The organism is Leptospira semungkisensis, from assembly GCF_004770055.1.
In the GTDB taxonomy this organism is placed as follows: Bacteria; Spirochaetota; Leptospiria; order Leptospirales; family Leptospiraceae; genus Leptospira_B; species Leptospira_B semungkisensis.
Genome location: NZ_RQEP01000019.1, coordinates 504,551 through 519,699, shown reverse-complemented (window position 1 = coordinate 519,699; position 15,149 = coordinate 504,551). Strand labels below are relative to the sequence as shown.

The 15,149-nt window shown below is 43.8% G+C and carries 7 protein-coding genes; 6 read left to right on the top strand and 1 reads right to left on the bottom strand.

Annotation, left to right across the window (positions count from 1 at the left end; translation table 11 throughout):
* Positions 1-80: 80 nt before the first annotated feature.
* Positions 81-1,916: an RICIN domain-containing protein gene (locus EHO59_RS16710; protein ID WP_246053000.1), complete on the bottom strand. Its 1,836-nt coding sequence runs from the start codon at positions 1,914-1,916 to the stop codon at positions 81-83.
* A gap of 434 nt (positions 1,917-2,350) precedes the next feature.
* On the opposite strand from EHO59_RS16710, the gene EHO59_RS16705 reads away from it, so the two are divergent.
* The 6 genes from EHO59_RS16705 (at position 2,351) to EHO59_RS16680 (ending at position 15,144) form a co-directional block, all read left to right on the top strand.
* On the top strand, positions 2,351-3,856 hold the full coding sequence (locus tag EHO59_RS16705; RefSeq protein ID WP_135589588.1) for a choice-of-anchor D domain-containing protein: 1,506 nt from the start codon (positions 2,351-2,353) through the stop codon (positions 3,854-3,856).
* Positions 3,857-3,880: 24 nt separating this feature from the next.
* The gene (locus tag EHO59_RS16700; protein WP_135589587.1) at positions 3,881-5,881 is read left to right on the top strand and encodes a S8 family serine peptidase; all 2,001 of its coding nucleotides are present in this window, start codon (positions 3,881-3,883) and stop codon (positions 5,879-5,881) included.
* Between the two features lie 173 nt (positions 5,882-6,054).
* Positions 6,055-6,447, top strand: a complete 393-nt coding sequence (locus EHO59_RS16695) for an OsmC family protein (protein ID WP_135589586.1) — start codon at positions 6,055-6,057, stop codon at positions 6,445-6,447.
* A 150-nt stretch (positions 6,448-6,597) separates the two neighbouring features.
* Entirely contained in the window at positions 6,598-7,944 is a 1,347-nt protein-coding gene (locus EHO59_RS16690; protein ID WP_135589585.1) for a GAF domain-containing sensor histidine kinase, read from the top strand.
* Positions 7,941-8,573 (top strand): response regulator, encoded by a 633-nt coding sequence (locus tag EHO59_RS16685; protein ID WP_135589584.1) that lies wholly within the window; start codon positions 7,941-7,943, stop codon positions 8,571-8,573. The genes EHO59_RS16690 and EHO59_RS16685 overlap by 4 nt, the downstream gene beginning before the upstream one ends.
* A 202-nt stretch (positions 8,574-8,775) precedes the next feature.
* Entirely contained in the window at positions 8,776-15,144 is a 6,369-nt protein-coding gene (locus EHO59_RS16680) for a HAMP domain-containing protein (protein ID WP_135589583.1), read from the top strand.
* Positions 15,145-15,149: the final 5 nt, after the last annotated feature.

Here is a 15,149-nt window from a genome sequence, read left to right as displayed (position 1 = left end):
CGAAATCATATAAAAAATGCTACGAAGCCGAAGCTCCGTAGCATTCTTATCAACCACTTCCGAAAAAGCGTTTCATTGTCTTAGCGAGTAAAGCTGAACTTCTCGTTATCTGTCCAAGCACAAGGCCATTGGATGAGAAGACCACCGTCTCCCATCGCGGCTCCTGCGATGTCCAAACATTGACCGCTATGCTTCGCTTGGATCGAATAGAATCCGTCATTGTATGGTATCAATTGGAATCTTTGGTTTGCATTTCCACTGCAGGAATATTGGGTCACATTCATTCCGGCAGAAGTAGAGGCTCCTTTCACATCCATACATTTACCGCTATGCTTCGCAATGATCTTGTAATAGCCATCTCCGGTAGATTCTAACCACCATTTCTCGTTGTCCACATTCCAATTCGAGAATTGGTCAATGTTCACACTGTCGCTTGTGCTTGCTCCAGGGACATCCAATACTCTTCCGCTATGTTTAGCTGTGATCGCGGAATATTCTGCTCCAGTAGGATCATTTTGGAATGGAATGTCTGCATCCAAAGAGGACCAACCGCATCCGTCTTTTCCACAGCCACCCATAGAACGAAGATCTCCTGTTTGCTCGATCGGATGGCCGATACCATCGAAACAACTGTCTCCGGTGCAATTCATCCAATCAGGAAAGCCGCTTCCTCGAGAGAGAAGTTGGAGATTGTTCCAAGTATCCATGTGGTAATCTGCGCTGCCTGGATTTCTGTAGTCATCAAAATACAGACAACCTCCGGATCCTCCCGAATTATGGAAGGTTCCATGAGCGTTCTTCCCCGCATAGCCCACAGGGTGAGTTCCTCCTACAACCTCGTAGTTGCCAGGTTCTCTTGTATACCAACCACCATGTTGGAAGTAAGCAACTCGTTGCAATTGTCCGTTCACGATGAGTACGACCATAGATTCCCAATCTGCTGGGTGGTTTCCGAAACTTAGGAAACAAGTACTTTGATAAGAGTAGAAGAACCAATAACGGATCGCAACAGAGTTTGTTCCGACTTGGCTTGCCATATAATAGATAGGCACTTGGTTATTGGAGATGGTAGAATAATCCTTATTGCAAAGAGATTGAGGAGTTGCTCCGGTAGCTCTCTGAGTATAATAATATCCTGCATCGCTTGGAAAGCATTTGCTAGAATCACCAGATCCAGTAGTGGTCTCTTGATCGAATCTCAAACGAGGAGCGTATTGATGAGCTAACGCATCCATATCGAAGCTAGGTCCACCATTGTCTGCCTGACAAAGATACAACGACATATTATCGCAATAACGACCGTTGCAACTTGCACCGGCAACATACATGGATTGAGGAGCAACAAATTTGCCGCCACCTTCTTCCGAGACTCCAGCTGTCCAATAGCAACCTGTACGGACTCCGCTATTGTTCAATTGAGAACAACGTAGAGAAACATTATCACAATAACTTCCACTACACTGGATACCGGTCACGAATCCGTTATTGTCGCAGATCCGATAATTGGTTCCTTCTTCCGAAAAATAATCGGTCCACCAACTATTGGTTTGTGTATAAGAAGTTTCTGTTGCTAGTAAGTTTACATCATCACAATAGCGACCATTGCATCGTAAACCTTGAGTTAAGAAAGGGCCATCCATTTGGATCGGTGCGGAACCATCGGTGGTCCATTGCAGCCAGTGGGGAGGATAGATTTCCGTATGGAAATAACTGCTTGCCGCATGAACGGAAGAAGTCTTATTCCCCAGTAAACCTTGTAAACCGCTACCATTTCCGAGCGATGACAAGGCACTTGCCAATGCACCGAATTCAGAACCACTTCCTGGATTCTTATCACTGCACGCAATCTGCATGCCCGCAAGAAACCCGGCGATTGCCAGCACGCTTAAGTGCTGAACGAATTTTCTCTTCATCATGAACCCTCTTAGAATATTTTTTTGAGGCTGGAAGTATTTAAAGGAAGAGGGGCTAAAAGTCTCTTAATTCTCACTTATTTACAAAACTTTCTATTTTAGATCTGCAAAAAAATGGGGACCAAACTGTTACATGGACGTGGAGCTAAATTCATTCTTGGATCGTTTTTCTTAGGATCTAAGAGACCGGAAGGCAGAGCTCCTTCCATTTTTGTCTCTTGGGGGATGAAATCGCTCTCTTTTCGTTTAGAAATCTGAAAGCAGGAAGGGCTATTCATTGCAATTTGAGAAATATTGACGCAAATTTTCCAAAAATAGTCTTATTTCTTAGAATTATGGTGTCCCCAAACTCTTCCCTGGAAATTAAAGACTATTAGAAAGAATAGAGTTCTATAACTCTATTTTTTGATCGTATACCAATCGGGATAAGTGTTCCAATGATGCGAATTACGCAAGCAAAACAAAAAAAGATCTTAGCTATATTGTCCTTCCTCTCCATCCTGTTTACCGTACAGTGCGCGGCAGTTCCATTGTTCAAGTACGGAAACTCATTTGATGGTCTTGTCATTTCCTATAATTCAGAAGAGTATGTTTCTGGAAATCGACTTCATCTAGGGACTCAGATTGCTCAGTTATCTACTGATGCAAAGATAATTAACGTAACCCTCGTGAACAAGAACGCGAATCCTGTGAATCTTAGTGGTTCTCCTATTGTCTCTATTGGTGGAGCGAATTCTTCTCTTTTTACCATTCCGATCCAACCTACAAATACCACTCTTGCTCCGAATGGAACTTTAGCTTTTCAGATTGTTTATAAACCAGGAGCTTCCAATTACGGAACGCATAACGCGACTCTTTCTATCAACTCTGATGAAGCGGATGTTCCTAAATTCTCTGTTTTACTCGTGGCTAGTGCTACTTCTACGAAGGTACCAATGTTACAAGTAAAGGATGAGAATTCCGCAGTGGATATTGCATCTTACTTTAACGGCAGCACTGCGGTCCCATCCGTTGCTGCCTTCGGTGCAGTCCAGTCTACTACTTCCACCGTTAAGACACTTACCGTAAGAAATATCGGCCAAAGTGCTTTAAAGATAGGGACGGTAAGCTTTACTGGAACTGCATTCACTGGAACAATTAAAAAATCCACTCTTGCAGTGAATGAAGCAACGGACCTGACGCTGACTTTCTCACCGAGTGCGGCTACTACGTATTCAGAGACTTTGACCATTGCTAGTAATGATTCTCTTTCTACGAACGTAACAAATTCCCAATACAAGTTTACTCTAAAGGGAGCTGGTCTTGCAAGTTCAGGACCTAAGATCCAAGTGACCTCTGATGGAATAGATCTCACGACCACTGGCGGTTCGGTCAGTTTTGTAGGAACCAAGACCTCTGAGAATTTCACGAAAGTGTTCCGTTTGAAAAATGTAGGGACTGCAGATCTTACTTTAGGATCGAATCCTATATCGATCGATAACAGCACTGATTTTACTGTTTTTCAGCCAGATACTTTAACGATCAAGCCGGATCAGTCAGTTGGATTCAGCGTAGTCTTTCATCCAGGCTCGACAGGATTGATAACTACCACCTTACGCATAGCAAGCGTGACTGACGGAGAGATCGACGTTACCCTAAACGCCCCAGGTGGGACGAATGTAGCGGTGACCTGGCCGGCGTTGAAGCAAGGAGCAGTGAATTCTCTAGGGGGCGGATATAAGGTCTGTTACTCTACAGTTTCTACCTTCGTTTTCACAAGTTCGAGTGATGGGACCGCAGTTGGTTGTAATACGATTAATTATTCCGGTGGAACGTATACTCCGAACCAAACTGTATTTACTCTTTCTTCAGGGACGTACTATTTTAAGGTCTTACCGTTTACCAAATTCGGCAATACCATAATCACCGAAACCGCTTCTTCCGCAGGAAGCGTCACATTCTAAATCTAAACGGTAAGAAGATATTATATGCCTAAAATTATGAAACGATCCATTTTACTTTCTCTTGTTCTAACAATTCTTTTGGCCGGTGGCGGAATGCTTTTCGCGAAAGATACGCATTTCTTAGGGGGCTTTGGCCAAAGCATCTTAAGAGCTTTTCAAACGATCAAAATACCTTCCGGTAAGAAAGTATCTTCTCTGGGAAATTCAAAACAAAAACAGGCTCTCCTCGGGAAATACATGGCCGGTGAGATCATTGTTAAATTCAAAGAAGGTTCTGATTCTGCGGTGCACTCCTACTTGGTCCAATCGGTTGGAGGGGAGTTAGGTGAATCCATTTCGGAAAAAGGCCATGCCATAGTGAAGATTGCTTCCAACCAAAGTGTGGAAGCTGCGGTCGAATCCTATAAAAGCCTTTCTAATGTGGAATACGCTCAGCCAAATTATATCTATCATAGTACTGCGCAAGTACCGAATGATACTAAGTTTGCCCAACAATGGAGTTTGCATAATACCTCTCAAACTGTGGCGACAGGAGATTATACTACTCATAACCCGGGAGTTGTCGGAGATGATATGGATATGGAGCATGCCTGGGATATTTCTACCGATTGCACAAATACTATCGTCGCAGTTGTAGATTCGGGAGTGAACTATAGCCATGAGGATCTTGTCGGAAATATGTGGTCCAGTTCCTCCTGCGTGACTGATACCGGAAGAAATCTTGGAGCATGCATCGGTTATGACTATGCAGATAACGACAAGGATCCGATGGACCTTGCTGGACATGGGACTCATGTGGCTGGAACCATTGGAGCAAGAGGAAATAATAGCACTGGTGTAACTGGGATCTGCTGGTCTGCTAAGATCATGCCGGTCCGAGTCTTGGATGCGGTCGGTTCGGGTAGCACATCCAATATTATGAAAGGGATCAATTTTGCAGCACGCAATGGGGCTAAGATCATCAATATGAGTCTGGGAGGTCCAGGCTTCGATGCTGCTTTGGATAGTGCAATTATCAATGCAGGCTTAACGTATGACACGTTAGTTGTGGTTGCGGCTGGAAATGGGGATGCAACTGGGACAGGACAGGAGGTTGTAAGCAGCAGCGTTACTTACCCATGCGCTTCCACCGCAGCGAATCTATTATGTATTGCCGCATTAGACCAGGCCTACGCACTCGCAAGTTTTTCGAATTACGGTACGACAAACGTGGACATTGCTGCACCTGGAACAAATATTGTAAGCACTTGGGCAGGACAAGAGACTTCAGTGCAAGTAACAGACTTTAACACTTGGACTTTGAGTAATTCATCCAATTCGGTTGGTTCCTCTTGGGGAGTTTCAAATTGTACGATAAGTTCCAATGTCTATTCAGTCTTAGCACTTCCAAATACTTGTTTTTTGACTGGGACAGGTTCTGAAATCACGTATAATAATAATGTCTCTTCCTATGCCTATACTTCTATTGCGGTTCCTGCAGGAGTTGATGCAGTAACTGCCTCTTTTTATACGTATTTGAGTACTGAATATCTATACGATGGGGTACTGGTTGGCTATAAGGCAGGGACAAATAATCCTTTTTCTCCATTAAATATCAGTAATATTTTGGATGCCTATACTGGTTTCTTAAATCTTAGCTTCCAAGAATATAGCTTGAAGAATTGTACTGCGGGGAATAACTGTTCTTTCGGTTTCTTCTTTAGCTCGGATTCTAGTAATATAGATGATGGTGCTCGTATTGTTCTTGTCACTTTTAACTATATGGATAAGGACATCCTAAACGTGTACAATACGATCGACGGAACTTCGATGGCGACTCCTCATGTTGCTGGTCTTGCTACTCTCATTCGTTCCTTCAATCCTCTCTTTACCTATCAGGATACGATCAATCTCCTTACCACGAAGGGAGATACTTTGAGCCTATCTGGTCCCGGCCAAATCAAATACAATCTGGGAGCGGACGGTTACAAAACACTCGGATACTTGCCGACTCCTGCAGCTCCGACCGTTGCTACAGTGCAGTAGTCACTAATCAAAGATCGGATGTGAATTTCTTCGCATCCGATTTTCTTGTCTTTTTGCTTCCGCGCAATTCTTCTCCTTTTCTGTCCTTCCGATTCTAATTCATCTAATTCTTCCAGCTTATCTTTCCTAAAAATCGATTGCTTTTTTCGTTTATGACGGCTCATTTCTCTTCTATGAGCGACGTAGAAGCAAAAGTAGAAAGCACATCACAAAATTATAAAACGATCCTGAAGGCTGCCGGTCATGAATTGATTGCGGATGAATCCAAGGAGAATGGCGGAGAGGATTTAGGACCTTCTCCTCATGAACTTTTGCTTTTGGCCTTGGGTGCCTGTACGAGTATTACGATCCGTATGTATGCGGAACGAAAGAAGATGGATCTAAAGGATGTCTCCGTAGAATTAAATCTTACAAAAGGTACCGATCACACAGAGATCGAAAGAATTGTTAAGATTGAAGGGAATCTAAGCGAGCAAGAGCGAGAAAGACTATTGCATGTCGCAAACGCTTGTCCAGTACATAAGACTTTAACGAATCCGATCCATATCGATACAAAGCTAGCTTGATAGGATTCGAAACCTCGATCGAAAAATCGATTTTAATCGGATCTGGATAGACATTTTGATCTAGATCCGATACCGAAATTTTCATCCTCCCTTGCGTTAGGTGGGAAAAACATGTTGAAAGATGTAAATTTAGCATGATAATCCCAGCTTGTGCATAGTATATCGAACATCGATACAAATGCAGAACTCGAATCTATTTCTAAGATCGTGTCCTCTTCTTCTTTGGATTCCTCTCTGGGATCGGAGGGAGATAAGCGTGAAATAGAAGAGAAAGACACACAAGAAGAGCTATTACGCAAGATCTCTATTCTAAATCTCCTCCAGCAAGTCGCTAGCTCGGCAAATGAAGCCAATGATGTAGAATCCATTCTTCAATTTTCGATAGATCGTATATGTGCGATAGGAAATTGGAAGCTGGGACAAGTCTATTTGTTAAGCGACGAAGGTCGGTCTTTGCATCTATCATCGATTTGCTATTGCGAAGAAGATGCTTTCCTAAAGAAATTTAGAAGTGAACTCTCTAAAGGGAGATCCTTGTTTGCGGATAAGGTTTGCCGGGAAAGAAAACCGATTTGGTCTGCGAAGATCTCGAATCATCTGAAAGGAGATTTATCTTCTCTTTCTATACAAGCAGCTATTGAATCTTCGTTTGCACTTCCGGTATTAGTCCGAGAAAACTTAGTTTGCGTTTTGGAATTCTTCTCCGAGTTCGAAATTCCAGATCCTTCTTTCTTGGAAGCGATCACTCATATTAGTTCATTGATTGGAAGGGTCTTTGAGAGAAGAGAAGCGGAGAATTCCCTTAAAAACTCACAAGATCAACTAAGAGCACTATCGGCCAGGCTTCAGGAAGTAAGGGAAGAAGAAAGGCTTTTAGTTGCAAGAGAGATTCACGACGAGCTCGGCCAACTTCTTACCGTTCTTAAGATAGATATTACATTATTAAAAAATAATATACAGAAAAAGGTTCCTGAGGCAGTAGACCTGTTTTCGGATATAAAATCCATGATCAAGGTGGCAGATACTGCGATCGAGTCTGTGCAGAGAATTGCTACCGAACTTAGGCCTATGATCTTAGAGGATCTAGGACTAATCGAAGGGATCGAATGGTACAGTAAGGATTTTCAGAAACGGACTGGGCTTGTCTGCGAGTTGAGTGTTAAAGCGGAGAATCTTCCTGGTGACAAAGAATACTCTATCGCGCTATTTCGCATTTTTCAAGAGGCCCTTACGAACATTGCCAGACATGCGGATGCAAGCAGGATCCTCATCTCCTTGGAGGAAGAGGCTCATTTTCTAATTTTAAGAATAGAAGATAACGGTGTAGGGATTAGCCAAACCCAACTCAAAGATCATAAATCTCTTGGACTTGTGGGCATGAGAGAAAGAGCGATCGTGCTAGGTGGAGAATTGACCGTTTTGGGGCAAAAGGGGAAGGGGACTTCTGTGGTTGTGAAAATTCCCCTGCGTAACGAATTGATGGAGGAAAAGCAATGATTTCTACTTTAATTGCGGATGATCATTTGTTGGTAAGAGAGGGCTTGAAGAAGATTCTTTCCGAAGAATCTGATATTGATATTGTGTGTGAGGCAGAAAACGGCCAGCAAGTTTTGGATTTTCTGAATCACCACCCGGTGCAGATCATCATTTTAGATATTAATATGCCTCTTATGAGCGGTTTGGATATATTAAAATATATTCATAAACTTTCCCCGGATGCTCGAGTGTTGATCTTAAGTATGTATCCTGAGGATCGGTTTGCAGTGCGCGCTTTAAAAGCAGGTGCCTCGGGCTATATCACTAAAGCGAGCGCGGGTGAAGAGCTGATAGTAGCTATAAGGAAAGTGATCTCTGGGAATCGATATGTGAGTCCGGAGGCTACTGAAATCCTGGTTCGAGAATTGGCTAGACCTTCTGATAAACTTTCTCATGAAACCCTTTCGGAGAGAGAGTTTCAGATCCTGATGCTTTTGGTTAAGGGGAAGAGTGTTCGGGTTATCGCGGAGGATCTTGCTTTAAGCGTGAATACTGTGAATACCTATCGTTCTAGAATATTAGAAAAAATGAATTTAAAATCAACGCAAGAACTTGTTCGATATGCGTATGACCAGAATTTGCTGGAATAGTTTTCTTTTCGGTCCTGTACAATTCTATTTTCTTCTTATATCTTTCGGAGGTGAAATGTAGCACTTTCTGTGACAGGAAAAATATTCATTTAACATAGGTAATATGGTTTAGTCTTGGAGTATTTTTTGTTGTTATTCTTTTTATACGCCTCATAATTTCTCTGTTCCAATTCTATTCTTCCTCTTTGCTCAAGGTGATCCTATGAGAAATCCTAAAACTCTCGAATTGACTGATAAGGAATCTTTGAATCCAAGACAACTCTTGGAAGTGCTGACTGCCTTTAAAAGAGGCGAGCTATCCAAACGAATGCCAGTGGACCAGACCGGGATTGCTGGAAAAATCGCAGACTTATTGAACGATATTATTGATCAAAATGATCGAATGGTGAAAGAGTTCGAGCGGATCAGTAACGAGGTTGGGCAAGAAGGTAAAATCTCTCAAAGGATTAGTGGAGTTTCTGCAAGTGGTTCTTGGGCTGCATGTATGAATTCGATCAACTCCTTGATCGGGAATCTTGTGCAGCCAAATACGGAAGTAATGAGAGTGATTGGTGCCGTGGCTGGCGGTGACCTTTCTCAAAACATGTCCTTAGAGATAGAAGGACGTCCTTTAAAAGGTGAATTCTTAAGAACGGCTAAGATCGTAAACACAATGGTGGATCAGTTGAACTCTTTCGCATCTGAGGTAACTCGGGTTGCTCGAGAAGTGGGAACTGAAGGAAAGCTTGGTGGACAAGCAGACGTTCGAGGTGTTGCGGGAACATGGAAAGACTTAACTGATAGCGTAAACTCAATGGCGTCTAACTTGACTGGCCAGGTGAGGGATATCGCTGAGGTCACCAAAGCAGTGGCAACAGGTGACTTATCCAAGAAGATCACAGTGGATGTTAAGGGAGAGATCTTAGAACTCAAGAATACTATTAATACAATGGTGGACCAGCTGAACTCTTTCGCTTCAGAGGTAACGAGGGTTGCTCGAGAAGTAGGAACGGAAGGAAAGCTTGGGGGACAAGCGGATGTGCAAGGGGTTGCGGGAACTTGGAAGGATTTAACAGACAGTGTGAACTCCATGGCATCCAACCTTACAGGCCAGGTTCGTAACATTGCGGGAGTAACCACAGCGGTTGCTCGAGGTGACTTATCTAAGAAGATCACAGTGGATGTTAAGGGAGAGATCCTAGAGCTGAAAGACACGATCAACACGATGGTGGACCAGCTGAACTCTTTCGCTTCAGAGGTAACGAGGGTTGCTCGAGAAGTGGGAACGGAAGGAAAGCTTGGAGGACAAGCAGACGTTCGAGGAGTTGCGGGAACCTGGAAAGACTTAACAGACAGTGTGAACTCGATGGCGTCTAACTTGACTGGTCAGGTACGTAATATTGCAGAAGTAACCACAGCGGTTGCTCGAGGTGACTTATCTAAGAAGATCACAGTGGATGTTAAGGGAGAGATCCTGGAACTGAAAGACACGATCAACACGATGGTGGATCAGTTGAACTCATTCGCATCTGAGGTAACCCGGGTTGCTCGAGAAGTGGGAACTGAAGGAAAGCTTGGAGGACAAGCAGACGTTCGAGGAGTTGCGGGAACCTGGAAAGACTTAACAGACAGTGTGAACTCGATGGCGTCTAACTTGACTGGTCAGGTACGTAATATTGCAGAAGTAACCACAGCGGTTGCTCGAGGTGACTTATCTAAGAAGATCACAGTGGATGTTAAGGGAGAGATCCTGGAACTGAAAGACACCATTAACACCATGATGGACCAGTTAAACTCCTTCGCATCTGAGGTAACTCGGGTTGCCCGAGAGGTGGGGACGGAAGGAAAGCTTGGCGGACAAGCGGACGTTCGAGGAGTTGCGGGAACTTGGAAAGATTTAACAGACAGCGTAAATTCCATGGCATCCAACCTTACAGGCCAGGTTCGTAACATTGCAGAAGTAACGACCGCAGTGGCAACAGGAGATTTATCTAAAAAGATCACAGTGGATGTTAAGGGAGAGATCTCGGAACTCAAAAATACGATCAACACGATGGTGGATCAGTTGAACTCTTTCGCATCTGAGGTGACCCGGGTGGCTCGAGAGGTTGGTGCGGAAGGAAAGCTTGGAGGACAAGCAGACGTCCGAGGTGTTGCGGGTACCTGGAAAGACTTAACAGATAGCGTTAACTTCATGGCTGGGAACTTAACCGGCCAGGTGAGGGATATCGCTGAGGTTACCAAAGCAGTGGCAACAGGTGACTTATCCAAGAAGATCACAGTGGATGTTAAGGGAGAGATCTTAGAACTCAAGAATACGATCAACACGATGGTGGACCAGTTGAACTCTTTAGCATCTGAGGTAACACGGGTTGCTCGAGAAGTAGGAACGGAAGGAAAGCTTGGGGGACAAGCGGATGTGCAAGGGGTTGCGGGAACTTGGAAGGATTTAACAGACAGTGTGAACTCCATGGCATCCAACCTTACAGGCCAGGTTCGTAACATTGCGGGAGTAACCACAGCGGTTGCTCGAGGTGACTTATCTAAGAAGATCACAGTGGATGTTAAGGGAGAGATCTTAGAACTCAAGAATACGATCAACACGATGGTGGACCAGTTGAACTCTTTCGCATCTGAGGTAACCCGGGTTGCTCGAGAAGTGGGAACAGAAGGAAAGCTTGGAGGCCAAGCAGACGTTCGAGGAGTTGCCGGTACCTGGAAGGACTTAACAGATAGCGTGAACTCCATGGCATCTAACCTCACTGGTCAGGTGCGTAACATTGCAGAAGTAACTACAGCAGTTGCTCGAGGAGACTTATCTAAGAAGATCACAGTGGATGTTAAAGGAGAGATCCTAGAACTGAAAGACACGATCAACACGATGGTGGATCAGTTGAACTCTTTTGCATCTGAGGTAACTCGGGTTGCCCGAGAAGTGGGAACTGAAGGAAAGCTTGGGGGTCAGGCAAACGTTCGAGGAGTTGCGGGAACTTGGAAGGACTTAACAGATAGTGTTAACTTCATGGGTTCCAATCTTACCGACCAGGTGCGTAACATTGCAGAAGTAACTACAGCCGTTGCTCGAGGTGACTTGTCCAAGAAGATCACAGTGGATGTTAAGGGAGAGATCCTAGAACTCAAGAATACGATCAACACGATGGTGGACCAGTTGAACTCTTTCGCATCTGAGGTAACCCGGGTTGCTCGAGAAGTGGGAACTGAAGGTGAGTTGGGAGGTCAGGCAAATGTGCAAGGGGTTGCAGGGACTTGGAAGGACTTAACAGATAGTGTTAACTTCATGGCGAATAACCTGACCACTCAGGTGCGTGGTATTGCAAAAGTAGTAACTTCAGTAGCGAACGGAGACTTAAAGAAAAAGTTATATTTGGAAGCGAAGGGAGAGATCGCAGAACTCTCGGATACGATCAATGACATGATCGATACTTTGGGACTCTTCGGAGACCAGGTGACTACTGTGGCAAGAGAGGTTGGTATCGAAGGAAAACTGGGAGGACAAGCGAGTGTTCCTGGGGCCGCCGGTCTATGGCGAGATCTTACGGATAACGTGAACCAGCTTGCGAGTAACTTGACTACACAGGTGCGCGCGATCGCGGAAGTTGCTACTGCCGTGACTAAAGGGGACTTGACCCGTATGGTTACAGTGAAGGCGGCCGGAGAGGTGGCAGCCTTATCGGATAACATTAACGAAATGATCCGAAATCTTAGAGAGACGACTCGTATCAACACGGAGCAAGACTGGTTAAAGACCAACCTTGCTAAATTCACAAGGCTATTGCAAGGACAGAGAAACCTTGTAAACGTCAGTAAACTTATTTTATCTGAGTTAGCCCCTCTTGTTTCTGCTCAGCACGGAGCATTCTTCATTACTGAGAATACGGAAGAGGGCTCTTTGCTTAAACTTCTGGTGAGTTATGCTTACCAAGAGAGAAAGAATGTCTCCAATCGATTCCTTCCAGGAGAAGGAATGGTCGGACAATGCTTCTTAGAGAAGGAGAGGATCCTCGTAGCGCAAGTTCCTTCAGACTATATTAAGGTAAGTTCCGCTTTAGGAGAAGCAGCTCCTTCTAATATAGTCGTATTGCCGGTGGTATTCGAAGGAGAAGTGAAGGCAGTGATAGAACTTGCTTCCTTCTCGAACTTTACTCCGATTCATTTGAATTTCTTGGATCAATTAACGGAAAGTATCGGGATCGTATTGAATACGATTGCTGCCGGTATGAGAACGGAAGAGCTTCTGACACAATCTCAAACATTGACGGAAGAGTTGCAAGGTAGACAGGAAGAATTGACCCAAACCAATGAACGATTGGAAGAACAGGCAAATTCCTTGCAGGCCTCAGAAGAGTTGTTAAAAGAACAAAGGGAAGAGTTACAGGAAAAGAACGAAGAGCTGGAAGAAAAAGCAAGGCAGCTTGCTAAGAAAAATCATGAGGTGGAACGTAAAAACGAGGAGGTGGAACAAGCAAGACATTCCTTGGAAGAGAAAGCAAGACAGCTGGCCTTAACTTCCAGATACAAATCCGAATTCTTGGCGAACATGTCTCATGAGTTGCGGACTCCTTTGAATAATATGTTGATCTTGTCACGTTTGCTTTACGAGGATGGGAATAAGAAACTTTCCTCTAAAGAAATAGAATACGCCAAGACAATTCATAGCTCAGGGAACGATCTTCTTCAGTTGATTAACGATATATTAGATCTTTCTAAAATTGAATCAGGTAAGATGAGTGTGGATCTGGATTCGGTTTCTATTCGAGAACTTGCCGAATATTTGGATCGTTCCTTTAGAGAAAGCGCTCGAAATAAGGATCTGAAATTCTACGTGGAGATCGGCTCCGAGCTTCCTCCTCGAATGACTACTGATTTGCAGAGATTGCAGCAGATCCTTCAGAATCTTCTTTCAAACGCATTCAAATTTACTCATAAAGGAGAGGTTCGTTTGCAGATCGCTCCTGCGACTTCCGGTTGGAGTGCTGAACATCGGATATTGAATCAAGCAGGCAATGCGATCGCATTCTCCGTGATAGATACTGGTATAGGAATTCCTCCAGAGAAGCAAAGTCTGATTTTCGAAGCCTTCCGACAAGCGGACGGAAGTACGAGTAGAAAATATGGGGGTACTGGTCTGGGCCTTTCCATCAGTAAAGAAATCACCCGTCTCTTGGGCGGTGAGTTGAGATTGGAGAGTACGCCGGAGGAAGGAAGTATATTCACTTTATATCTTCCACTGGATTATATACCTACTGAAGAAGCGCAAGTGGACCAGGATCCTGTTAAGTGGGAAGAAACTGAACAGATAGAGAAGGCTGCTCCATTCTCTAAGATTTTCACCGATTCCTATGTTTGGACCAAGTCTAGAACTTCTAAAAGGGTGATCGAAGAAGAGATACCGAACGAATTCGATGAGAAGATCCTGATCATTGAGGATGATGAGGTCTTCGGTAGAAGACTAATGGATTCTGCGAGGATAAACGGTTTCAAAAGCGTTGTAGCTTTGGACGGAAAAACAGGAATTTCGGTTTTGCAAGATACCGATGTGCATGCCGTTCTGCTGGACCTTCAACTGACCGATATGGACGGATGGCTGATCTTGAATTGGCTAAAGAAAAACTCTAGGTTCAGACATATTCCGGTTCAAGTATTCTCGAGTGAAAATGATTGGAAGAGGAGTTTGTCAACTGGAGCAATCTCTCATTTTACGAAACCTGTTCCGAATGCCTCTTTAGATGAAGCATTCATAAAGATCAGAAAGTATCTGAATAAAAGTCAGAAGACTCTTTTGGTATCTGGACTATCAGAGGAGGAGCTTCAGAATATACAAGAGCAACTTTCCTACCAAGACTTAAAGATACTGGTGACTTCTTCAGGAAAAGATACCTTAGATCTTCTTAGAAAGGAAGGTGCAGATTGCGTCTGCATAGGTTTTAATCTTCCGGACATTTCCTTCTTTGATCTTATTTCGGGAATGGATGATTCTGGGTTTTCCAAGACCCCGATCGTTCTTTATTCCGAATCCAAGTTGAGTAAGAAAGATGTTCAGAGGTTAAATAAATTAAACGATTCGAATATTATAAAATTTGCGGATACGATCCAAAAATCTTTGGATGAGATTCAAATATTCCTGCATGAACCGAAGGATATGGAATTTCAGAGCAACGGTGATACTGGAAGTAGCTCTCGATCGGAAGATCAGGTTTTGGAAGGGCATAGAGTCCTTATTGTAGACGACGATATCCGAAATATATTCGCGCTTACAAGTATGCTGGAGCAGCATAAAATGCGAATTATTTATGCTGAGAATGCTAAGGATGGAATAGAACTCCTTCGGAATAACTCAGATATAGAGATCGTTCTTATGGACGTAATGATGCCAGACATGGATGGTTATGAGGCGATGAGGACGATCCGTTCTATGCCTGAATTCGCATCACTTCCTATCCTTGCACTTACTGCGAAGGCCATGAAAGGTGACCGAGAAAAATGTATCGAGGCCGGAGCTACTGAGTATATTACAAAACCAGTAAGTGTTGATCATTTGCTTTCTCTTCTTAGGATTCTCTTGTGTAGGTGAATGGA